Origin of the sequence: Ruegeria sp. HKCCA5426 (assembly GCF_013034585.1) — a bacterium.
Classification (GTDB): domain Bacteria; phylum Pseudomonadota; class Alphaproteobacteria; order Rhodobacterales; family Rhodobacteraceae; genus Ruegeria.
Window position 1 is genome coordinate 94,375 of sequence record NZ_WQGH01000010.1, and the last position, 20,663, is coordinate 115,037.

General features: G+C 58.5%; 24 protein-coding genes. 16 read left to right on the forward strand and 8 right to left on the reverse strand.

Translation table 11 applies throughout. From position 1 onward, the window contains the following. Positions 1-3 precede the first annotated feature (3 nt). From GOV87_RS16285 to GOV87_RS16300, 4 genes are all read left to right on the forward strand, one after another. On the forward strand, positions 4-495 hold the full coding sequence (locus tag GOV87_RS16285; RefSeq protein ID WP_171135066.1) for an LptA/OstA family protein: 492 nt from the start codon (positions 4-6) through the stop codon (positions 493-495). Continuing rightward, positions 495-1,253 (forward strand): LPS export ABC transporter ATP-binding protein, encoded by a 759-nt coding sequence (lptB, locus tag GOV87_RS16290; protein ID WP_171125929.1) that lies wholly within the window; start codon positions 495-497, stop codon positions 1,251-1,253. Before GOV87_RS16285 ends, lptB begins: the two co-directional genes overlap by 1 nt. Before the next feature lie 253 nt (positions 1,254-1,506). Continuing rightward, positions 1,507-2,070, forward strand: coding sequence for a ribosome hibernation-promoting factor, HPF/YfiA family (hpf, locus tag GOV87_RS16295; protein WP_171125931.1), 564 nt, complete (start codon positions 1,507-1,509; stop codon positions 2,068-2,070). A gap of 61 nt (positions 2,071-2,131) precedes the next feature. Continuing rightward, positions 2,132-2,596: a PTS sugar transporter subunit IIA gene (locus tag GOV87_RS16300; protein ID WP_171126672.1), complete on the forward strand. Its 465-nt coding sequence runs from the start codon at positions 2,132-2,134 to the stop codon at positions 2,594-2,596. A 66-nt stretch (positions 2,597-2,662) separates the two neighbouring features. Here GOV87_RS16300 and GOV87_RS16305 read toward each other — a convergent pair whose 3' ends face one another. Continuing rightward, positions 2,663-3,178 carry a CAP domain-containing protein gene (locus GOV87_RS16305; RefSeq protein WP_171125935.1) on the reverse strand — a complete coding sequence of 172 codons (516 nt, stop codon included), beginning with the start codon at positions 3,176-3,178 and terminating at the stop codon, positions 2,663-2,665. Positions 3,179-3,347: 169 nt separating this feature from the next. Between GOV87_RS16305 and GOV87_RS16310 the strand changes: the two genes are divergently transcribed. Both GOV87_RS16310 and GOV87_RS16315 read left to right on the forward strand, forming a co-directional pair. Then, complete coding sequence (locus tag GOV87_RS16310; protein ID WP_171125937.1) at positions 3,348-3,947, forward strand: L,D-transpeptidase; 600 nt, start codon at positions 3,348-3,350, stop codon at positions 3,945-3,947. Between the two features lie 139 nt (positions 3,948-4,086). Beyond that, positions 4,087-4,269 carry a hypothetical protein gene (locus GOV87_RS16315; RefSeq protein ID WP_108861641.1) on the forward strand — a complete coding sequence of 61 codons (183 nt, stop codon included), beginning with the start codon at positions 4,087-4,089 and terminating at the stop codon, positions 4,267-4,269. Between the two features lie 75 nt (positions 4,270-4,344). Here GOV87_RS16315 and hemH read toward each other — a convergent pair whose 3' ends face one another. Both hemH and GOV87_RS16325 read right to left on the reverse strand, forming a co-directional pair. Next, positions 4,345-5,394, reverse strand: a complete 1,050-nt coding sequence (hemH, locus tag GOV87_RS16320) for a ferrochelatase (protein ID WP_171212477.1) — start codon at positions 5,392-5,394, stop codon at positions 4,345-4,347. A 57-nt stretch (positions 5,395-5,451) separates the two neighbouring features. After that, on the reverse strand, positions 5,452-6,282 hold the full coding sequence (locus tag GOV87_RS16325) for a methyltransferase domain-containing protein (RefSeq protein ID WP_171212478.1): 831 nt from the start codon (positions 6,280-6,282) through the stop codon (positions 5,452-5,454). On the opposite strand from GOV87_RS16325, the gene GOV87_RS16330 reads away from it, so the two are divergent. From GOV87_RS16330 to GOV87_RS16345, 4 genes are read left to right on the forward strand one after another with little or no spacing between them, the layout of a single operon-like run. Beyond that, entirely contained in the window at positions 6,263-7,027 is a 765-nt protein-coding gene (locus tag GOV87_RS16330) for a ComF family protein (protein WP_217360880.1), read from the forward strand. The two genes, GOV87_RS16325 and GOV87_RS16330, sit on opposite strands and share 20 nt — an antisense overlap. 37 nt (positions 7,028-7,064) lie before the next feature. Then, positions 7,065-7,322 (forward strand): glutaredoxin 3, encoded by a 258-nt coding sequence (grxC, locus tag GOV87_RS16335; RefSeq protein WP_171212479.1) that lies wholly within the window; start codon positions 7,065-7,067, stop codon positions 7,320-7,322. After that, on the forward strand, positions 7,322-8,152 hold the full coding sequence (locus tag GOV87_RS16340; RefSeq protein ID WP_171212480.1) for a carbon-nitrogen hydrolase family protein: 831 nt from the start codon (positions 7,322-7,324) through the stop codon (positions 8,150-8,152). The genes grxC and GOV87_RS16340 overlap by 1 nt, the downstream gene beginning before the upstream one ends. A gap of 16 nt (positions 8,153-8,168) precedes the next feature. Continuing rightward, on the forward strand, positions 8,169-8,609 hold the full coding sequence (locus tag GOV87_RS16345) for a MarR family winged helix-turn-helix transcriptional regulator (protein ID WP_171125947.1): 441 nt from the start codon (positions 8,169-8,171) through the stop codon (positions 8,607-8,609). Between the two features lie 2 nt (positions 8,610-8,611). Here GOV87_RS16345 and ubiG read toward each other — a convergent pair whose 3' ends face one another. Further along, the gene (gene ubiG, locus GOV87_RS16350; RefSeq protein WP_171125949.1) at positions 8,612-9,358 is read right to left on the reverse strand and encodes a bifunctional 2-polyprenyl-6-hydroxyphenol methylase/3-demethylubiquinol 3-O-methyltransferase UbiG; all 747 of its coding nucleotides are present in this window, start codon (positions 9,356-9,358) and stop codon (positions 8,612-8,614) included. Between the two features lie 48 nt (positions 9,359-9,406). Between ubiG and pip the strand changes: the two genes are divergently transcribed. The 6 genes from pip (at position 9,407) to infB (ending at position 16,687) form a co-directional block, all read left to right on the forward strand. Continuing rightward, positions 9,407-10,384: a prolyl aminopeptidase gene (gene pip / locus GOV87_RS16355; protein WP_171212481.1), complete on the forward strand. Its 978-nt coding sequence runs from the start codon at positions 9,407-9,409 to the stop codon at positions 10,382-10,384. After that, positions 10,381-11,202 carry an ABC transporter substrate-binding protein gene (locus GOV87_RS16360; RefSeq protein ID WP_171212482.1) on the forward strand — a complete coding sequence of 274 codons (822 nt, stop codon included), beginning with the start codon at positions 10,381-10,383 and terminating at the stop codon, positions 11,200-11,202. The genes pip and GOV87_RS16360 overlap by 4 nt, the downstream gene beginning before the upstream one ends. Before the next feature lie 147 nt (positions 11,203-11,349). After that, on the forward strand, positions 11,350-11,940 hold the full coding sequence (rimP, locus tag GOV87_RS16365) for a ribosome maturation factor RimP (RefSeq protein WP_171126679.1): 591 nt from the start codon (positions 11,350-11,352) through the stop codon (positions 11,938-11,940). After that, positions 11,940-13,556, forward strand: coding sequence for a transcription termination factor NusA (gene nusA, locus GOV87_RS16370; protein WP_171125956.1), 1,617 nt, complete (start codon positions 11,940-11,942; stop codon positions 13,554-13,556). The genes rimP and nusA overlap by 1 nt, the downstream gene beginning before the upstream one ends. A gap of 24 nt (positions 13,557-13,580) precedes the next feature. Further along, a complete protein-coding gene (locus GOV87_RS16375) occupies positions 13,581-14,204 on the forward strand; it encodes an RNA-binding protein (protein WP_171125958.1) in 624 nt (207 codons plus the stop codon). 8 nt (positions 14,205-14,212) lie between these two features. Continuing rightward, positions 14,213-16,687, forward strand: a complete 2,475-nt coding sequence (gene infB / locus GOV87_RS16380) for a translation initiation factor IF-2 (RefSeq protein WP_171125960.1) — start codon at positions 14,213-14,215, stop codon at positions 16,685-16,687. 132 nt (positions 16,688-16,819) lie between these two features. Here infB and GOV87_RS16385 read toward each other — a convergent pair whose 3' ends face one another. From GOV87_RS16385 to tdh, 4 genes are all read right to left on the reverse strand, one after another. After that, positions 16,820-17,647 (reverse strand): hypothetical protein, encoded by an 828-nt coding sequence (locus GOV87_RS16385; RefSeq protein ID WP_171212483.1) that lies wholly within the window; start codon positions 17,645-17,647, stop codon positions 16,820-16,822. Between the two features lie 208 nt (positions 17,648-17,855). Next, a complete protein-coding gene (locus GOV87_RS16390; RefSeq protein WP_171212484.1) occupies positions 17,856-18,683 on the reverse strand; it encodes an alpha/beta hydrolase in 828 nt (275 codons plus the stop codon). A gap of 3 nt (positions 18,684-18,686) precedes the next feature. Then, positions 18,687-19,565, reverse strand: a complete 879-nt coding sequence (locus tag GOV87_RS16395; RefSeq protein ID WP_171212485.1) for a tryptophan 2,3-dioxygenase — start codon at positions 19,563-19,565, stop codon at positions 18,687-18,689. Positions 19,566-19,628: 63 nt separating this feature from the next. Continuing rightward, positions 19,629-20,657, reverse strand: coding sequence for an L-threonine 3-dehydrogenase (gene tdh / locus GOV87_RS16400; RefSeq protein WP_171126006.1), 1,029 nt, complete (start codon positions 20,655-20,657; stop codon positions 19,629-19,631). Positions 20,658-20,663: the final 6 nt, after the last annotated feature.

A 20,663-nucleotide genomic window follows, 5' to 3' on the forward strand; every position in this document is an offset into this window, starting at 1 on the left:
CCTGTGTTCGATTTTCGTTTAGCCATTGCGTTTTGTGCCCTTGTAGCCGGTGCTGTTTCAGCGACTGCTCAAGAGACACAGGTCGCGTTCGGGGCCGTCAAGGCAGACCCCAGCCTGCCGGTTGAGGTGACGTCAGAAACGCTCAACGTGAATCAGGAAAACGGATCGGCCGAGTTTCAGGGCAATGTGATCGTAATCCAGGGCGAAATGCGCCTGACAGCCGAACGTGTTCTGGTCATCTACAACGAAGATCGGTCCGCGATTGAACGCATGGAGGCGACAGAGGATGTCGTTCTGGTCAGCCCGCCGGACGCTGCGGAAGGTGACTGGGCGGAATACACCATCGACTCGGGCGTGATCGTCATGAAGGGCAATGTTCTGCTGACGCAGGGGCCAAGTACGATCAGTGGCGACCAGATGAACGCGAACCTTACGACCGGTACAGCGACGATGACGGGCAACGTCAAAACCATTCTGCAGCAGGGGGCCAATTGATGGCCGGTCCGAGCCTGACTGTTGCCGAGGGCAACTCGGGCCTCAGAATTGAAAAACTGCGCAAGTCTTATCGTAAGAAAACGGTGATCCGGGACGTTTCCATGACGTTGGACCGGTCCGAAGTGGTCGCTCTGTTGGGGCCGAACGGATCAGGCAAGACGACGACATTCTATTCTGTGGCCGGTTTGGTGTTCCCCGAAGCGGGGACCGTCACGATTGACGGGCAGGTGGTCACGACTTTGCCGATGTACCGTCGCGCGCGTCTTGGGATCGGCTATCTGCCGCAGGAAATGTCGATTTTCCGTGGGATGAGTGTTGAGGACAACATCGCCTCGGTGCTGGATATCACTGTCAGTCACGCGCATCGCCGCAAGGAACGGCTGGAAGAGCTGCTGTCGGACTTTTCGATCGAACATCTGCGCCGTGCGCCCGCGCTGGCCCTGTCAGGTGGTGAGCGTCGTCGCGTCGAAATCGCGCGCTGCCTTGCAGCAGACCCCAAATATCTGCTGCTGGATGAACCCTTTGCGGGCGTTGACCCGATCAGTGTGGGGGATATCCGTCATCTGGTCGCGGATCTGAAGAAGCGTGGAATCGGCGTTTTGATTACCGACCACAATGTCCGCGAAACCCTCGAGATCGTGGATCGCGCCTATATTCTGCATGACGGCCAGGTCCTTATGTCCGGCACGCCGGACGAGGTGGTCGAAAATGAAAACGTGCGCCGCGTCTATTTGGGCGAAAACTTCCGAATTTCATAGGTTTGTGCAGGTCTGTGCCGACTGCATGGCGGAAATCGCGTATATACACACCTGTTTTGATTGACTCTTCCGCCGTCTCTTGCCTCAATTGGGGTATGGCATTTCTACGGTTCAATTCTGGATCACGATGCCCCTTCCCTGAAGGGTGCGCGGTTCGGTTACTGCGGAAATTGTCGATACCCCCCACCCGATAATCAACAAGCGCGTCGCGATTTGCGGCGTCAGAATGGGTGTGAATTGTGAAGGAGATCACATGCGTTACCAAATTAGCGGAAAACAGATCGACATCGGTGAAGCACTTCAGACCCATGTGCAGACCGAACTTGGCGAGGTGGTGGGTAAATATGCCCAGCGTCCGACCGATGCCAATGTCGTCTTTTCCCGTTCTGCGCATGAATATGTGTGCGAAACTACTGTGCATCTTTCCACCGGCCTGACGGCTCAGGCCAAAGCCCACGCAACTGAAATCTACGCAGCTTTTGAGGCTTGCTGCGACAAGATGGAAACACAATTGCGCCGTTACAAGCGCCGTCTGAAGGACCACCACAAGGATCGGGCCGAGCCGGTTGAACTCTTTGGAGCATCCTCTTATATCCTCGCCTCTGACGAATCGGAGTCGGCTGACGAACCCGAATCTCTGCAGCCGATGATCGTGGCTGAGATGGAGACCAAGATCCCATCGCTGAGTGTTGGTGAAGCCGTAATGCAGATGGAACTGGCTGGTGCCCCGGTGCTGGTGTTCCGGAATGAAAACAAGGACGGATTGAACGTCGTGTACCGTCGGGACGACGGGAATATCGGCTGGATCGATCCGTAACAGGCAAGAATAGCAAGGCTAGCCCCTGCCAAAGGTGGGGGCATTGCCGTGGAGCGTGATCATGGAGCTTTCGAGCATACTAAAGCCCGAAGCAGTACGTGTTTTGTCCGCCGCTTCCAGTAAGAAGCGGTTGTTTCAGGAAATCGGCGATATTGCCGCCGGGATTCTGGGACTTGAAGCGCAAACTGTTGTGGACAGTTTGCTGGAACGTGAAAGCCTTGGGCCGACGGGTGTTGGGCATGGTGTTGCGTTGCCGCATGCTCGTCTGAACGAAGTCGAAGAGGTGTCCGGGGCTTTTGTCATGCTGGAAAAGCCGATTGATTTTGGCTCGGTCGACCGGCAGCCCGTCGATATCGCCTTCGCACTTTTTGCGCCGGAAGAGGCCGGTGTCGATCACCTGAAGGCCCTTGCTCTGGTGTCTAGAACGCTGCGGGACACTGCGGTTTGCGCCAAGCTTCGGGCCAATCCCGATCCGGTCAAGCTTTATGCGATCTTGACCGAGGCGCAGTCGATGCAAGCGGCATAAGCCACTGACAAACAATAAAAAAGCCCCCGATTTTCGGGGGCTTTCTTTTTTGGCTGGATTGGCGTCTTAGCCGCCGGTTCCCATTTCCAGGGTCCACCAGATTTTGCCGCCATTTTCCTGATGCCAGGCAAAGCCCATCTGTGTGGCTTTCGGGTCCATGATCACGGACCGCGGACCCGGCTCCTGCATCCATGCGGCCAGTGTCTCAGTCTCGGTCTCGTAGGTCTCCGAGATCGCTTCGCCCAGGAAAGTACCGAAATACCCCACGCGTGCGGCGCGGTCGATTGGCGATGAACCGTCTGATCCGAAGTGCCATGGCCGGTTCTGGCGCGCCATGTCCTTGGAATGAGTCGCCGCAGCAGCGTTAAGCTGCGAGTTCAACTGCACAGATTGCAGCCCCGACGCCTGACGCAGCGCGTTCACCGAATCAAGCATCCGGAACTGCAACTTTTCCGGGTTTCCGCGAATCTTGTAAACCGTCGGCAGCGGGCGACCATCCGACCCATAGGTTGGGGTGCTGCTGGGGGTGCACGCTGCCAGCGCAACGAAGCAAACGAAAAGTAATGAAATAATACGCGTCATGGCCGACCTGATGATTGTGATGCCTTACGGCATAGCGCGCCCGACTGACTTGGGCAAACCTGCAAAAGCTGATTCTCGCGTGATTCTGCCGGTTTGATTTGCGAATGAGGTATTCTGGCAATAAAATGCGTTAGATTTTCAACTTTGGTTTAGCAAAGGACCGCCTGATATGGTCAAGAAGCTCATTCCCTCGACGACCCGCCGTGGATTTTTAACCGGCGCTTCGGCTGTTTTAGCCTCGCCCGCGATCGCGCAGTACATCCCCGGTGATCCGCTCCGTCCTGCGCCGGAACCTGAACCGCAGGTCCGTAGAAACGTTTCGGGCTTCCGTGCGCTGGATTGGCAGCCTTATTTCTCGAACACGCGGAACGGGGCCATTCTGGTCGATACGGTATCACGCGCGCTGCATTATTGGTCAGATGATCAATCGGTCTACAAACTCTATCCATCTTCGGTGCCTCTGACCGAGGAATTAACGCGCCGTGGCCGCACAAGTGTCATCCGCAAGGTTGAAGGACCAAGCTGGTCGCCAACGCCATCCATGAAGAAAAGAAATCCGGAATGGCCGGACTATATCCCTCCGGGGCCGGATAACCCGTTGGGAACGCACGCTTTGTATCTAAGCTGGAAGTACTATCGGATTCACGGCACACATGACACACGTAAAATCGGGCGTAGATCATCCAACGGATGCATCGGTCTGTTTAACGAGGATATTGCCGAGTTGTTTTCAATGGCGAACGTAGGTACGCAAGTGTTGCTTATTTGACGACATTTCCGCGCACGAACCCGCTTTTGGAGCAAGTTCCATTTGCATTCCAGTCGGATAGCTGATTAGAAAAAAACACGAGGTAAGTCTTGGGTGTGCGGTTTCAATATATGAAACCGTGCGTATTCTGGAGGTTAATATGAAGAAACTCGTTCTCGCCGCTGCACTGACCGCTGCTGCATCGACCGCTTATGCTGGCAACCTGGAAGAGCCGGTTGTTGAAGCACCTGTTGTTGTCGAAGAAACTCAGGGTTCGTCGCAGGGCATCATCCTGCCGCTGGTCCTGCTGGTTGTGGTTGCCGCAGCTGTTGCAGCAAGCTAATTCGACGAGCGCAATACAAAGAAAAGGCGGTGGAGTTTTCCACCGCCTTTTTTTATGCCCAAGGGCCGGGGCGAATTAGTCCAACCAGCCTTTCAGATTGTCTTCGATCACTTTGCCAAGCGCAGCGATGTGCGAATCGTCATCGTTCAGGCAGGGTATATAGGTAAAGGTCTCGCCGCCGGCCTCTTCAAAGCTTTCTTTGATCTCTTCGTTGATCTCCTCCAGCGTTTCGATGCAATCGGCGGAAAACGCCGGAGCGATGACGGCAATATTCTTCTTACCCTGCCGCGCCAACTCAGCAACATGATCGACTGTATAGGGTTTTAGCCATTCTTCCGGCCCGAACCGGGATTGGAATGTCGAGACAAGCTGGTCATCCTGCCATCCCAGACGCTCTTTCAAAAGCCGGGTCGTTTTCGCGCATTGGCAGTGATACGGATCGCCCTGCTGCAGATAGCGTTCCGGCATCCCGTGGTAGGAACAGACCAGAATATCTGGTTTGGTTTCCATCGCGGCATAGGCGTTCTGGACTGAACCGGCCAAGGCGTCGATATAGGCGGGTTCGTCGAAATAGGCGGGAACGGTGCGTGACGCAGGCTGCCACGCTTCTTCCATCAGCGCGCGAAAGAACTGATCGTTTGCCGTGGCGGTCGTCGCGCCTGCATATTGCGGATAGAGCGGGAAGAACAGGATGCGGTCACAGCCTGCCGCCACCATCTCATGCACCTTGGACTTGGTCGAAGGGTTGCCGTAGCGCATGCAGAAATCCACCATCACCTGATCGCCATAACGTGCCTGCATCGCCTCGCGCAGCTTGGCCGTCTGATCCTTGGTGATCGTCATCAGCGGGCTTTCACCCTTGTCGTGGTTCCAGATCGACTTGTACGCCTCACCCGAGCTAAAAGGCCGCTTGGTCAGGATGATACCTTGCAGGATCGGCTGCCATTTCCATTTCGGATAGTCGATGACGCGCTGATCCGACAGGAACTCGTTCAAATAGCGACGCATTGGCCAATAGCTGTAATCGTCCGGGGTGCCCAGATTGGCCAAAAGAATACCGACGCGGCCCATTTTGACCTTTGGGTGGTCGTCGGGGGCATGAGCGGGGCGGGTGGCGTCAAACATGGGATGCTTCCTGAAATCGTCGTGTTTCGGGCTGAGATAAACGGAATTAGCCCGCCGTCAATCGGACAGTTTGCCTTCTTTTGTTCCCAGCGCGTCGGCAAGGCGCGCTTGTGCCGATCCGGGGCGCAGGGGTTTTTGCTGGCTTTCATCGGGCGACCAGCCGGTCAAGCAGATCAATTCGAAAGTTGTCGCCAGACGACCCTGCGGGGTTGCGAAGTTTTCGGCATAGATGTCTTGCGCCCGTCCAAAGACCTGCCGTCGGGTGGGGTGCTTTAACCTCTCGGACAGGCTGTTGGTCTCTCCCATCGCGCGCAGATCGTGCATCAGGTGGACTATGTCGCGGTATTCCGCAGTCAGGCGCGCGGTATCGGCGACAGGCAGAGCGAAACCCGCCCGTTGCAGCAATCCGCCCAGATCGCGCAACTCACCCATCGGGGCAATGCGCGGGCTGAGGCCGCCGGTGACCTCGATCTCGGCCTTCCCCAGGGATGTGCGCAGCTCGTGCAAGGTTTCCCCACCCAGACACGCAACCAGCAACAGCCCGTCGGGTTTAAGCGCGCGATGGCACTGAATCAGTTGCCCGACCGGATCGTTAGCCCAGTGCAACGCCATTGCGTGTACCACCAGATCGTGCGCGCCGGGCGTCAGCCGCAAAACATGTTCATCGGCAACGATATGCGCTTTGGGCAACACACCCTGCCAAACATGCGCAAAGGGCGTCACGATCGCCGGGGCGGTAAAGCTTTTGTTAACCATGGAGAGGCGATCCTGCACCTCGTCAATCGCGGCGCGGTGCAAAAACAATGCGTCGTCCTGCGCGCGGGCGCGACGCTTTGTCAGGGCAAAGCGGTCAAACAAAGAGGGTGCATTGGAGTCAGGCAGCTTCATAAGGGGCAACTATCGCATCTGGCCGCGGATTCAAGCCGCCGTCCAATTGATCTATCCGCCGCGCTGTCTGGGATGCGGCGCGCTGACAGAATCGGACTTTGCCCTGTGCGGACCCTGCTGGAGCGACACGCCATTTATCGGGGGCACCGTCTGCGAAAGCTGCGGCGTCCCCTTGCCCGGTGATCCGGACGGGCACCGGATTGAATGCGATGACTGCATGAAGGTTTCCCGGCCGTGGCGGGATGGGCGTTCCGCTCTTTTATACAAAGGCAGGGCGCGGGCGCTGATATTGGCTCTGAAACATGGTGACCGCCCGGAACTGGCGCGCCCGGCGGCGCGATGGATGGTGCAGGCAGGGCGTGACTTGTTTCGTGACAACATGCTGCTCGCTCCGGTGCCGCTGCATTGGACCAGATTGTTAAAACGGCGATACAACCAATCCGCTTTGTTGGCGCATCACGTGGGGCGGGAAACCGGATTGCAGGTGTGTCCCGACCTTTTGGTTCGGCCCGTCCGAACTCCGATTCTGGATGGAAAAACTGCAGCGGAACGTGCGCGGACATTGGAAGACGTGATTGTTGCGCATCCCAAGCGGCGGCACCGGATGCAGGGGCGGGATGTTCTGCTGGTCGACGACGTGATGACGTCCGGCGCGACGCTGTCCGCTTGTGCAAGTGTCTGCCTTGCATCTGGCGCAAATCATATTTTCGTGTTGACCCTAGCGCGCGTTGCCAAGGATGCCTAATTCGTCGAAGATTACGTGAAACCCCAAGGGACGGATTATGAAACCTGTTGAAATCTATACCTCTCCGCTATGCGGCTTTTGCCACGCGGCCAAACGACTGCTGAAACAGAAAGGCGTTGAGTTCAAAGAAGTCGATGTTTTGATACACCCCAAACGCAAGCCCGAGATGATCAAGCGCGCTGGTGGTAAACGCACCGTGCCACAGATTTTCATCGACACGCAGCACGTGGGTGGCTGCGACGATCTTTATGAGCTGGAGCGTCAGGGCAAGCTGGACCGGCTTCTGGCCGCGTGATGCTGACTGCGCTGCTGCAGGTCACCTCGTCGGATGATCCGTCCGAAAATCTGAAGATGGTGCGCGCCCTGATGACCGAGGCGGCCGAACAGGGCGCGCAGTTCATCCTCACCCCTGAGGTGACGAACTGCGTCTCGACCTCGACAACGCGGCAGCGCGAAGTTTTGCAGTACGAAGAAAATGACCTGACGCTGGCCGGGCTGCGCGATCACGCGCAGGCGCTGGGCGTGTGGCTGCTGATCGGCTCGCTGGCGGTCAAAACTCATGACGCGGACGGGCGATTTGCCAACCGTTCCATCATGATCGACCCGCAGGGGCAGATCGTTGCGCGGTATGACAAGATCCACATGTTTGACGTGCAGGTCACTGAGACCGAGACTTTTCGGGAATCTCGAAACTACCGCCCCGGTGACCGGGCCGTGATTGCCGAGACAGATTTCGGCAAAGTTGGCCTGACCGTTTGTTACGATATCCGCTTTCCCCACCTCTATGCGGCGCTGGCTCAGGCTGGTGCGCGCATCTTGACGGTTCCGGCGGCGTTTTCCCCAGTTACGGGGGCTGCACATTGGGAATCGCTGTTGCGTGCCCGGGCGATTGAAAACGGCGCTTGGGTGCTGGCACCGGCCCAAACCGGAGAGCATCCCAAAACCCGTGGCAGAACGCGCTATACCTACGGTCACAGCATGGTCGTGGCGCCATGGGGAGAGGTCATCATCGACGCAGGTACCGATCCGGGCATTCACATTTTTGATTTGGATGATAGTTCTGTGTCAGAGGCGCGCCGCCGCGTGCCTTCATTGACGCACCTGCGGGCTTTTGACGGCCCCTGACCCAGAGCCGGACCCAATGACGGACGACACCAATGCCCTTGCGGTCACGCTGTTCAGCGAGATCCTGACCGCCGACCAGCTATTGCGCAACCGGCTTAGCCGGGTGCTGCCCAAGGGCATGGAAATCTCACACTTCTCGGTGTTGAACCATTTGGTCTTTGTGGGGGATGAACGCACGCCCGCACAACTGGCCAGCACTTTCCACGTCACGCGCGGGGCGATGACCAACACATTGGCCAAGCTGGAATGGGCCGGATACATCCACATCCGCCCCGATTGGGACGACGCCCGCCGCAAAATGGTCGCGATCAGCCCTGCCGGCCGCCGCGCCCGCGATCAGGCGATTTCCTCTATCGCCCCGCTGATTAACCGTGTGGTTGGAGAGCTGGGGTTGGAGCGTGTCCGCGGCACGCTGCCCGTGTTGAGGGATTTGCGGTTGCAGTTGGAGGGGGAGTAAGCTCAGCCCGCCTTCACACTCGCCGTCACATAATTCACGCTTAAATCCCGGTCCGAGATCGACCAGCTCCACAGAATCGGGTTGAAGACGAAGCCCTTGCGGTCGACCGGGTCCAGCCCGGATTGGCGCAGCAGGTCGAACAGCTCATCAGGGGTGATGAACTTGTTCCATTCATGCGTGCCGCGCGGCAGCCAGCGCATGACGACCTCGGCCCCGAAAATGGCCATCGCATAGGATTTCGGGTTGCGGTTGATGGTCGAGCAGATCAGCAACCCACCCGGTTTCAGCAGTTGTTGCGAGGCGGTCAGGAAGCCCAATGGATCGGCTACGTGCTCGACCACTTCCATGTTCAACACGACGTCGAATTGTTCGCCCGCAGCGGCCATGTCCTCGGCTGTGGTGTGGCGATAGTCGATCTCAAGTCCCGATTGCTCGGCATGGATACGGGCGACGGGTAGGTTGCCCTCGGCGGCGTCGGCGCCCACGACCGTCGCGCCCAAACGCGCCATCGGCTCGCTTAAAAGCCCGCCGCCGCAGCCGATATCCAGCAGGCGCAGGCCTTCGAATGGTTTCGCGGTCGTCAGGTCACGGTCAAATTCACCCGCAATCTGTTGTGTGATATAATCCAGACGGCACGGATTCAGCATGTGCAGCGGTTTGAATTTCCCATGGGGATCCCACCATTCAGCCGCCATCGCCTCGAATTTTGCGATCTCGGACGGGTCCACCGTGTTCGGATGCGCTTGCATTCCTGTCTCCGTGTGCTCTTTTACATTTAAAGACTATATAGGGCTCTAATGGATAAGTACCCGGACCAAAAGCGCGCAGTTCAATATCTGTACCCGCCGATCGACCCGTTCGATCAGCGAATGGTCGATGTGGGCGATGGGCACCGTATTTATATGGAGCAATGCGGCAATCCCGAGGGGTTACCGGTTGTGGTTCTGCATGGCGGACCGGGCGGCGGCTGCAGCCCGGCGATGCGGCGGTATTTCGATCCGCGTGTGTTTCGGGTGATTCTGTTTGATCAGCGCGGGTGTGGCCGGTCGCGGCCTCATGCCTCGGTGGTGGATAATACGACGTGGGATCTGGTGGATGACATCGAACGCCTGCGGACTCTGCTGGATATCGACGATTGGACGGTGTTCGGCGGCAGTTGGGGCGCGACTTTGGCGCTGGTTTATGCGCAAGCGCATCCAGACCGGGTGAACCGTCTGGTACTGCGCGGCGTGTTTCTGGCCACGCAGGCCGAGCTGGATTGGTTCTATGGCGGCGGCGCGGGCAAGTTCTGGCCCGAGCAATGGGCGAAATTCACTGCTCTGCTGACCGAGGATGAGTTGTCGGACACGATAGGCGCCTATCACAAACGCTTGTTCTCGGGCGATCGGGCGACGGAAATCCTGTATGCGCGGGCGTGGTCGGCGTGGGAGAACGCGCTGGCCTCGATCCATTCGCACGGGTCGACGGGTGAAAGCCCCGGCGAATACGCGCGCGCCTTTGCACGGCTTGAGAATCACTATTTCACGCACAGTGCCTTTCTTGAAAAAGACGGGCAGATTCTGGATCAGATGGACCGGATCGCCCATATCCCCGGCCATATCGTTCAGGGGCGGTATGACATGATCTGCCCGCCGCAGGCCGCGTGGTCCTTGGCGGAACGCTGGCCCAATGCCGAGCTCAAGATGGTGCGACAGGCAGGCCATGCCCTGTCCGAGCCGGGCATCAGCGCCGAGTTGGTGCGTATCATGGACCGCGTGGCGGAGGGCATCGCATGACCCGCATGGACCGTCGTGCCTTGTTTGCTTCGGGTGCAGCAGCGGCTCTGCTGGCAGCAACCGGCGCGTCATTGGCCAACACGCCCAAGTCCGGCGGAACGCTGCGATTGGCCGTGCCCCGGGACGAAAGCCTTGAACAGGTGGCGCGTGGCGCTGTGTTCGACACGCTGACCGAGATCGCGCCGGATGGCACGTTGCGCGCGGAATTGGCGACAGGCTGGCAAACCGATGCGAACGCGCGGGTTTGGCGTTTCGATCTGCGCCCTGGTGTTCTGTTCCATGATGAGGCCCCGTTGGACGTTGCCGACGTTCTTGCCATGCTGGAACAGGTCGGGCGTGTTGAGGCCACCTCGCACTTATCCCTGCGGCTGGAACTGGCGGAAGCTAATCCGGGCCTGCCGTTTCTGCTGGCAGACAGTCGATTTGTCATAACGCGCAATGGGCAAGACGTAACGCCATTGCGCGCGGCCAACGGCACCGGATGTTACCGGGTCGAGCGTGCCGAAGACGGGCGGCATTTCTTGGGGCGCAAAGTCGCCGGTCACTATAAAAGCGGTCAGGCGGGCTGGGTCGATGCGCTGGAAGTTATCGTGATCCCTGATGCGCGTGTTCGGGCTGAGGCTTTGCGGGATGGCTATGTGGATGTCGCCGCTCTGCCCGCGCAGGACGATTTAAGGGGGCAACGCGGTCTGCGCTTTTTCCCAAGCGAGACGGATATGGCGCTGGCCGTGGCCGCTCGTGTCGGAATGCCGGGTCAGGTCGGACAGGCGCGTGCGCTGGACGATGGCCGCATCGCCGAGCGGTGGTGGCTGGCTTAATTCTCGCCGGGGGTTGCAGACTCGGGAAACCCTGCGTATATGCAGTTCCAACAGCGGCGCGTTGGACTTCTGGTTCAAAGCTCCACCGGAAAATACGACGGGCCGCGCGCCCGTTTTTTTGTGCCCGATTGAAGGGTAGAGACCCGAATGACAAACGACCTGATAGCCAAAGCAGCCATCGACCGGCGACTGGCCGAGATCATAACCCCCGTGATCGAGGATCTGGGGTATGAGTTGGTCCGCATCCGTTTGATGAGCGGTAAGTTGACCACGCTGCAGATCATGGCGGACAAGCCCGATGGCGGCATCGAAGTGGATGATTGCGCCGAGATTTCCAACGCGGTCAGCGCCACGCTGGACGTCGAGGACCCGATCCTTGACGCTTATACGCTTGAGGTGTCCAGCCCCGGTATCGACCGCCCTCTGACCCGTCTGAAGGATTTTGAGACCTTCGAAGGGTATGAGGCCAAGATCGAGACCGCTGAACTGATCGACGGCCGCCGCCGGTTTAAGGGCGAATTGGCTGGGATCGAAGGGGATGAAGTGTTGATCAATATCCCCGAAGGGTCCGAGACAATCACCATTGGTCTGCAATTCGACTGGCTGAGCGATGCCAAGCTGGTCCTGACCGATGATCTGATCAAGGAAATGCTGCGCCAGCGCAAAGACGCCGGTGCCCTGAACGAAAACGCTTTCGACGAGATTGAGACCGAAGGGTCCGAAGAGGAGACGAACTGATGGCAATCACCTCAGCCAACCAGCTGGAGCTGCTGCAGACCGCCGAGGCCGTGGCCCGCGAAAAGATGATCGACCCCGGTCTGGTTGTCGAAGCGATGGAAGAATCGCTCGCCCGTGCCGCCAAGAGCCGCTACGGCGCTGAGATGGACATCCGCGTGTCGATCGACCGCAAGACCGGCAAGGCGACCTTTACCCGCGTCCGCACCGTGGTCGAGGATGAAGAGCTGGAAAACTATCAGGCCGAGTTCACTGTCGAGCAAGCCAAGCAATACATGGAAAACCCTGAGGTCGGTGACGTCTTCGTCGAAGAAGTCCCGCCGGTTGAAATGGGCCGGATCGCGGCGCAATCTGCCAAGCAGGTGATCCTGCAAAAGGTCCGCGAAGCCGAGCGTGACCGTCAGTACGAAGAATTCAAGGATCGCGCAGGCACCATCATCAACGGTGCGGTCAAGCGCGAGGAATTCGGCAATGTCATCGTCGATCTGGGTGGGGCCGAGGCCGTTCTGCGCCGCAATGACAAGATCGGCCGTGAAAGCTATCGTCCCAACGACCGCGTGCGCGCCTACATCAAAGAGGTTCGCCGCGAGGTTCGTGGCCACCAGATCTTCCTGTCGCGCACCGCGCCGGAATTCATGGCTGAGCTGTTCAAGATGGAAGTGCCGGAAATCTATGACGGCATCATCGAGGTCAAGGCCGTGGCCCGCGACCCCGGCTCGCGCGCCAAGATCGCTGTGATCTCGTATGACGGCTCGATTGACCCAGTGGGCGCCTGCGTTGGTATGCGCGGCAGCCGCGTGCAAGCAGTTGTGAATGAGCTGCAGGGCGAAAAGATCGACATCATCCCGTGGAATGAAGATCAGCCGACCTTCTTGGTGAACGCGCTGCAGCCCGCCGAGGTTTCCAAGGTGGTTCTGGACGAAGAAGCCGGCAAGATCGAAGTGGTTGTGCCCGAGGAACAGCTGTCTCTGGCTATCGGCCGTCGCGGTCAGAACGTGCGTCTGGCCAGCCAGCTGACCGGCCTGGACATCGACATCATGACCGAGGCCGAAGAATCGGCGCGTCGTCAGAAAGAATTCGAAGCCCGCACCCAGTTGTTCATGGACAGCCTGGATCTGGACGAATTCTTCGCGCAGTTGCTGGTCTCCGAAGGGTTCACAAACCTCGAAGAAGTTGCCTATGTCGAGCTGGACGAGCTGCTGGTCATCGATGGTGTTGACGAAGGCACCGCGCAGGAACTGCAGACCCGGGCTCGTGAATTCCTGGAAGCACAGGCCAAGGCGGCGTTGGATGCTGCCCGTGCGCTGGGCGCCGAGGACAGCCTTATTGAATTCGAAGGCCTCACACCCCAGATGGTAGAAGCGCTGGCCAAAGATGACGTGAAGACGTTGGAAGACTTCGCCACCTGCGCCGACTGGGAACTGGCCGGTGGCTGGACCACGGTCGACGGCGAGCGCATCAAGGATGACGGTGTTCTGGAACCTTTTGGCATTACGCTGGAAGAAGCGCAGGATTTGGTCATGACCGCCCGCATAATGCTGGGCTGGGTCGATCCGGCCGAGCTGGAGCAGGCCGAAGAAGAGGTTGAAGGCGAAGCTGACGAGGAGGCCGAGGCCTGATCTCAGGGCCTCGGGGTGGCGTGAATGGGTCGCGGTGGCGTCCATAAGGATCGGTCGGAAGGCCCCGAGCGCAAGTGCATCGCCACGGGCGAGGTTCAGCCAAAATACGGGTTGATCCGCTTTGTGATGGGGCCGGATGGTCAGGTCTTTCCCGATGTTGCGGCAAAATTGCCGGGGCGTGGGGTCTATGTAGCGGCGGATCGCGCCGCGCTGGATAAGGCCGTCGGCAAAAAGCTGTTCTCGCGCGGGTTCAAGGCGCAGGCAACGGCGCAGACGGACCTGGCTGACGAGGTTGAAAAACAAGTCGCGCGGCGGGTGATCGAACTGATCAGCCTGGCGCGTAAGTCCGGCGACGCAGTCGCGGGATATGAAAAGGTCAAGACGTGGCTGGACCGGGAAGAGGCTCAGGTACTGATTCAGGCCTCTGATGGATCGGGGCGCGGCAAGTCGAAACTCAGCACGCCGCACTTCGGAAAATACATCGGTTGGCTGACAGCGGATGAATTAGGGGCGGCATTTGGGCGCCAAACCGTGATTCATGCGGCGCTGGCCTCTGGCGGACTCGCCAAACGTGTTGTAGAGGAAGCGCAGCGCCTGCGTGGCTTGCGCGAAACGGATGACGGCGGCAAGGGCCGCTCGGAAGGGTAAGAAGCTTTATGAGCGATAGTGACGGCAAAAAGACATTGGGTCTTCGTGGCGGGGCACGCCCCGGAAATGTGAAACAGAGTTTCAGCCACGGACGCACCAAGAATGTCGTGGTGGAAACCAAACGCAAACGCGTGGTGGTCCCCAAGCCGGGTGCCGGAAAGCCGGGTGGCGGTGCAACGCCCTCGGGTGATCCGTCGCGCCGTCCTGCCGGGATTTCCGACGCGGAAATGGCACGCCGGATGAAGGCGCTGCAAGCTGCCAAGGCGCGTGAGGCTGAAGAAGCCGCCGCTCGCGAAGCGCAGGAAAAGGCGCGTGAAGAAGAACGCGCCCGCCGCCGTGCCGAACAGGAGGCCAAGGAACGCGAACAGCGCGAGGCCGAAGAACGTGCCCGCGCCAAGGCCGAGGAAGAAGAGCGCAAGCGCAAAGAGGCGGAAGAAGCCGCCAAGCGCGCTGCTGCCGCCCCCGCGCCCGAAGAACCCAAAGCCGCGCGCAGCCCGGCCAGCAAGCCTGCGCCTGCTGCCGCTCCGCGCAAGCAAGACCGCGAACGCGAACAGCGCGGTCGTGGCAAGGGCCGTGACGATAACCGCCGCTCGGGTAAGCTGACACTGGGTCAGGCCACCGGCGGCGAAGGCAACCGTCAACGCTCGATGGCGTCGATGAAGCGCAAGCAGGAGCGCGCGCGTCAGAAAGCCATGGGTGCCCCGGTCGAGCGGGAAAAGGTGATCCGTGACGTACAGTTGCCCGAGGCGATCATGGTTTCGGAATTGGCCAACCGTATGGCCGAGCGTGTGGCGGATGTAGTCAAATCGCTGATGCAGATGGGCATGATGGTCACGCAGAACCAGACCATCGACGCCGATACTGCCGAGCTGATCATCGAAGAATTTGGCCATAAGGTCACCCGTGTCTCTGATTCGGATGTTGAAGACGTCATCAAAGAGGTCGAAGACAGCGATGACGAACTGCAGCCGCGTCCGCCGGTCATCACCATCATGGGTCACGTTGACCACGGCAAAACCTCGCTGTTGGACGCGATCCGTGACGCACGCGTTGTGGCGGGTGAGGCCGGGGGCATCACCCAGCACATCGGCGCCTATCAGGTGAAAACCGATGGCGGCACCACGCTAACCTTCCTGGATACGCCGGGCCACGCGGCCTTTACCTCGATGCGTTCGCGCGGGGCTCAGGTCACGGATATCGTGGTTCTGGTGGTCGCTGCCGATGACGCGGTGATGCCGCAGACCATCGAGGCGATCAACCACGCCAAGGCCGCCGAAGTGCCGATGATCGTGGCGATCAACAAGATCGACAAGCCCGAAGCCAACCCCGACAAAGTGCGCACCGACCTGCTGCAGCATGAGGTGATCGTCGAGAAGATGTCGGGTGAGGTTCAGGATGTTGAGGTCTCGGCCGTCACCGGTCAGGGCCTGGACGAACTGCTGGAAGCCATCGCGCTGCAGGCCGAGATTCTGGAACTGAAAGCCAACCCCGATCGCGCCGCCCAGGGTGCCGTGATCGAGGCGCAGTTGGACGTGGGCCGTGGCCCCGTCGCCACCGTTCTGGTTCAGAACGGCACGCTGCGTCAGGGTGATATCTTCGTTGTGGGTGAGCAATACGGTAAGGTCCGTGCGCTGATCAACGACAAGGGCGACCGCGTGAAAGAGGCCGGCCCCTCGGTTCCGGTCGAGGTTCTGGGTCTGAATGGTACGCCCGAAGCTGGTGACGTTCTGAACGTGACCGAGACCGAAGCGCAAGCGCGTGAGATCGCGGAATACCGTGAGCAAGCCGCCAAGGACAAACGCGCCGCCGCTGGTGCTGCGACCACCCTTGAGCAACTGATGCAGAAGGCGAAAGAAGACGAGAACGTGGCCGAGTTGCCGATCCTCGTCAAAGCTGACGTGCAGGGTTCTGCCGAGGCCATCGTTCAGGCGATGGAGAAAATCGGCAACGACGAGGTCCGCGTGCGCGTTCTGCACTCGGGCGTGGGTGCGATCACCGAAACGGATATCGGCCTGGCCGAAGCCTCGGGTGCCCCCGTCATGGGCTTCAACGTCCGTGCCAACGCATCAGCGCGGAACACCGCGAACCAGAAGGGTGTCGAGATTCGCTATTACTCGGTGATCTATGACCTCGTCGACGACGTGAAAGCCGCCGCATCCGGCCTGCTGAGCGCCGAGATCCGCGAGAAGTTCATCGGTTACGCCGAAATCCGCGAAGTCTTCAAGGTCACAGGCGTCGGCAAGGTTGCGGGCTGTCTGGTCACCGAAGGCGTTGCCCGCCGTTCCGCAGGCGTCCGTCTGCTGCGTGACAACGTGGTGATCCACGAAGGGACGCTGAAGACGCTGAAGCGCTTCAAGGACGAAGTGGCTGAGGTTCAGTCGGGTCAGGAATGCGGTATGGCGTTCGAAAATTACGACGATATCCGCGCCGGCGACGTGATCGAAATCTTCGAGCGCGAAGAGGTAACGCGGACGCTGGATTGATCCGAGTGCTATAAGAAAAATAAAAGCGGTCCCATTGGGCCGCTTTTTTTTGGCATTTGTTAAATTTCAATGACTACTATGCGGGGCAAACGGGCATTTATGGGATGTCAAATGTGCCTCTCGAATGAGGAACTAAAGCCTTTTCCTCGAGTACCTTTCGTTCAATTCCTCAACACTTGCCGAATTGCGCAAATACTCTTCCGAATATCCTAGTCGCGTACCAACCTCGATTACCGCTTCAACGAGCTGAGAGTTCGGTTTCCGTATCTGGGCGGGTAACTTACGATGGACCGAATCCACTGCTCTGGCATTTAGGTCATACTGTGCTTTCGAAACGAGTTGGTCCAGAAGGACAGTCACGGTTGGGTGCTGGCCCTCGTACAACTCTTCAAATCGAAAAACACCGACAAAGCCTTCCCGTTCGTGCTGCTCAATCATAAACTCGTTCAATTCCAACCAGTGGAACAAGTTGCGTTCAAACGGTGTAAACCCCTCTGCCACCGCAGCGAACTTCGAATACTTAACTCGTGGGTCGTCCACATGAATCATGGCGATTCTTTCCCAACGCCTTCCGGCACGGATTTCGGGGTTGAACAAGCCATGCGTTGTGAGTGATGCGGCAACATGGAACGGATTCCTTACCAAATGCGCAAATCTTAACCGGCTTGAAAACCTCTTAGAAAAATATGGTAACCAAGCATAGCACGGCCAGCCGACATCGAGATAACGCGTTCCTTGTGTGATCATATCTTCGATTTCAATAAGCTTACGCTGCAAAGGAACGTGGGAACCGAGGACCTGAGCGAACTTTCCGGGGCGCCGATAAACTCTCCTTGAAAAATATTCTGAACCAAGACCCTCATGTTCAACCTTAGCATCTGGATGTGCTCTTCCAGCAATCGCCGCAATATTTTCTGTTGATGTCCGGCCGGTCGACAGGATGAAGCTGCAAGTTGTCATGAAAATGCCTGCTCCTTTACTTTAGTTTATCAACTTTTTGTTAAAGGCAATCTTTAGGCATGCAAACATAGTTGTCGATGCACCAAAACTAAAAATGGTAGGCGAGAAAAACTTCTGCTCGTCTAAAAAGTTGGCGACTTGGCAAGCGATAGGAAGACCGTTTAGGGCTCGAACCAGACGTTCCTGGCGTCGCAGATTATGCCGTTGGCTATTTTGTCGCCGCCAAAAACGTCCCCGGATGCATAACGATATCGAAATGATGCACCCCTTTTTGCAGGTCAAAACTCACCGAGTGCCCGGCCTTTCGCAAAAGTTCTGCGTAGTGTCGGCTTTGGCGGATGAATTCGGGGGTGTCGCGCTCACCTACGGTCACGCGATAGCGCGGGCCGGGGGCCGGAAGGCGCCGGATGGGCGACAGGTCGTGGACTTCGACCGGGGTTAGTTGCAGCGGGTCGTTGACGGGTGTCAGGCTGATCGGCTCCAGATCATAAACCCCGCTGATCAAGATCACGTCGCGCACACGTAGCCCCGCGCGGGCCAGTGCGTCGGCGGACGTTGCCATGACCATGCTGGCCAGATGCGCCCCGGCGCTGTGGCCGGACAGTGTCACGCGGGAAGGGTCATAGCCTAAACTGGTGGCGTTCGCCGCCAGCCAGAGTATCGCAGCGCGGCATTCCTCGATCATGTCGCCGATCCGCGCGTTCGGGGCCAGCGTATAGTTCAGGGTCGCAAAGGACTGCTCAGCCTCCATCAGGGCCGGGGCCATCATCGCGGATTCGCGCTGGCTGATCGCTTGCCAATAGCCGCCGTGGATAAACACGTGCAGCGGTGCGCCAGTGCCTTTTGCCGGAAAGAAATCCAGAACCTGCGACGGGCTGTCGCCGTAAGCCAGGTTCTCGTGGCATTCCATCTGCGCCCGATGCTGCGCGCTGAGTGCAGCCCAACTGTTGACATAGGGTGTCAGGTCGCCACCGATCATCGAACGGGGTGAATATTCCTGATCCAGTTCTTCCTGTGTGAAACCCCGGTACAGCATCACTTACTCCTGCTCGGCATACATCAGTTCGGTACGTACATCGTAGAGATCATGGAAAAACCGCAAATCCAAGGCCTTGCGTAGAAAGGACACACCGCTGGAGCCACCAGTGCCGGGTTGGTTGCCGATTACGCGCTCAACTGCGGTGACATGGTCAAAACGCCAGCGTTGAAACAGGGATTCCACATCCATCAGCTTTTCGGCCAGCGCATAGAGGTCCCAATACGTGTTCGTGTCGCGGAAGACCTGCACCCACAGCTTCACGATGCGCGAGTCACCGGAGTATGGCTGCGCATAGTCGCGGTTCAGCAAGTCGTCCGGCACATCGAACCCTTGCCGTGCCATCATGTGAAGGACTTCGTCATAGAGCGACGGTTTGGTCAGGGCGGCGGATAGCATTTCCATCACTTCGGGGTCATGAGTGTGCACTTTAAGGGTCGCGGCGTCCTTGTTGCCCAGAATAAACTCGATCTGACGGTAACCATAGCTTTGGAAGCCGGACGAGCTGCCCAAGGCCTGCCGAAAAGTCATGTAATCGGCCGGGGTCATAGTCAGAAGCGTTTCCCACGACGCGATCAACTGTCGCTGGATGGCTTTTACCCGGTCAAGGTTCTTCATCGCGGGGCCAAATTCGTCCTGCTGCAGAAACCTTCGTACCTCGACCAGTTGGTGATGCATCAGTTTCAGCCACAATTCACTGACCTGATGGATGATAATGAATAGCATCTCATCGGGCTGGGCTGGGTCCTGAAAGGTCTTTTGCAGGTTCAGCAGGGTCTTGAGCTGCAGGAAATCCCCGTAACTCTTGCGGTGGGTTTCCGCGAAATCGGTGACCAGAGAGTCCTCGATCCCGCGTTCCAGATACCTGTCATTGTCGCTCATGTGCTCCTCCAACCGCCGGGTTCGCCCTATGTTTAGGGTCAAATTTCGTGCGGTGCCAGAGCGTCAGGTCCAGTCCAGCACCACCTTGCCGGATTGCCCGGATTTCATGGCGGCAAACCCTTGGGCAAAGTCGTCGACCTTGAACCGATGCGTGATGACCCGGCTGACGTCCAATCCGTTCTGCAGCATGGCGATCATCTTGTACCATGTCTCGAACATCTCGCGGCCATAGACACCCTTGATGGTGATGGCCTTGAACACGATGCGTGACCAGTCCACAGGCGACTTGCCGGGCGGTATCCCCAGCAGAGCGATTTTGCCGCCCATCACCAATGCCTCGACCATCTGATCCAGCGCGGCTTGCGAGCCTGACATTTCCAGGCCCACATCAAACCCCTGCGTCATGCCAAGGTCTGAAATGACGTCCTGTAGGTCCTCGTGGGAAACATCGACTGTTCGCACGGTGGGAACCACATGTTCCGCCAGTTTCAGGCGGTCGGGGTTGATGTCGGTGATCACTACGTGTCGCGCACCGGCATGGCGGGCGACAGCGGCCGCCATGATCCCGATTGGCCCTGCGCCGGTGATCAGAACATCCTCGCCCAACAAATCAAAGCTGAGCGCGGTGTGAACAGCGTTTCCCAGCGGGTCGAGAATGGCCCCGATTTCGTCTGGCACGTCGTCAGGCAGAGGGACCACGTTGAAGGCAGGCAGCTTAAGATACTGCGCAAAGGCCCCCTGCTCATTCACACCGATACCGCGCGTGCCGGGGTCCAGATGGAACTTTCCGGCGCGGCTTTGTCGGCTGTCATTGGTGATCAGATGGCCCTCGCCCGAGCATCTTTGACCAACCTCAAGCCCAGCCACATTGCGCCCGATCTCGACGATCTCGCCGGCGAATTCGTGGCCGGTGATCATGGGCACTGGAACGGTTGCTGCGGCCCATTCGTCCCAGTTCCAGATGTGAATGTCTGTACCACAGATGCCCGTCTTGTTGACGCGGATCAGAACTTCGTCCGGACCGATCTCGGGGACCGGGGCTTGCACCATCCAAAGACCTTCTTCAGGTTTTGATTTCTCGAGTGCTTTCATGGTGTT

Bases quoted from the DNA above. Each gene is read 5' to 3' on its own strand.
- lptB (WP_171125929.1), top strand. From the start codon at position 495: ATGGCCGGTCCGAGCCTGACTGTTGCCGAGGGCAACTCGGGCCTCAGA.
- hpf (WP_171125931.1), top strand. From the start codon at position 1,507: ATGCGTTACCAAATTAGCGGAAAACAGATCGACATCGGTGAAGCACTT.
- GOV87_RS16300 (WP_171126672.1), top strand. From the start codon at position 2,132: ATGGAGCTTTCGAGCATACTAAAGCCCGAAGCAGTACGTGTTTTGTCC.
- GOV87_RS16305 (WP_171125935.1), bottom strand. From the start codon at position 3,178: ATGACGCGTATTATTTCATTACTTTTCGTTTGCTTCGTTGCGCTGGCA.
- GOV87_RS16310 (WP_171125937.1), top strand. From the start codon at position 3,348: ATGGTCAAGAAGCTCATTCCCTCGACGACCCGCCGTGGATTTTTAACC.
- GOV87_RS16315 (WP_108861641.1), top strand. From the start codon at position 4,087: ATGAAGAAACTCGTTCTCGCCGCTGCACTGACCGCTGCTGCATCGACC.
- hemH (WP_171212477.1), bottom strand. From the start codon at position 5,394: ATGTTTGACGCCACCCGCCCCGCTCATGCCCCCGACGACCACCCAAAG.
- GOV87_RS16325 (WP_171212478.1), bottom strand. From the start codon at position 6,282: ATGAAGCTGCCTGACTCCAATGCACCCTCTTTGTTTGACCGCTTTGCC.
- grxC (WP_171212479.1), top strand. From the start codon at position 7,065: ATGAAACCTGTTGAAATCTATACCTCTCCGCTATGCGGCTTTTGCCAC.
- GOV87_RS16340 (WP_171212480.1), top strand. From the start codon at position 7,322: ATGCTGACTGCGCTGCTGCAGGTCACCTCGTCGGATGATCCGTCCGAA.
- GOV87_RS16345 (WP_171125947.1), top strand. From the start codon at position 8,169: ATGACGGACGACACCAATGCCCTTGCGGTCACGCTGTTCAGCGAGATC.
- ubiG (WP_171125949.1), bottom strand. From the start codon at position 9,358: ATGCAAGCGCATCCGAACACGGTGGACCCGTCCGAGATCGCAAAATTC.
- pip (WP_171212481.1), top strand. From the start codon at position 9,407: ATGGATAAGTACCCGGACCAAAAGCGCGCAGTTCAATATCTGTACCCG.
- GOV87_RS16360 (WP_171212482.1), top strand. From the start codon at position 10,381: ATGACCCGCATGGACCGTCGTGCCTTGTTTGCTTCGGGTGCAGCAGCG.
- rimP (WP_171126679.1), top strand. From the start codon at position 11,350: ATGACAAACGACCTGATAGCCAAAGCAGCCATCGACCGGCGACTGGCC.
- nusA (WP_171125956.1), top strand. From the start codon at position 11,940: ATGGCAATCACCTCAGCCAACCAGCTGGAGCTGCTGCAGACCGCCGAG.
- GOV87_RS16375 (WP_171125958.1), top strand. From the start codon at position 13,581: ATGGGTCGCGGTGGCGTCCATAAGGATCGGTCGGAAGGCCCCGAGCGC.
- infB (WP_171125960.1), top strand. From the start codon at position 14,213: ATGAGCGATAGTGACGGCAAAAAGACATTGGGTCTTCGTGGCGGGGCA.
- GOV87_RS16385 (WP_171212483.1), bottom strand. From the start codon at position 17,647: ATGACAACTTGCAGCTTCATCCTGTCGACCGGCCGGACATCAACAGAA.
- GOV87_RS16390 (WP_171212484.1), bottom strand. From the start codon at position 18,683: ATGCTGTACCGGGGTTTCACACAGGAAGAACTGGATCAGGAATATTCA.
- GOV87_RS16395 (WP_171212485.1), bottom strand. From the start codon at position 19,565: ATGAGCGACAATGACAGGTATCTGGAACGCGGGATCGAGGACTCTCTG.
- tdh (WP_171126006.1), bottom strand. From the start codon at position 20,657: ATGAAAGCACTCGAGAAATCAAAACCTGAAGAAGGTCTTTGGATGGTG.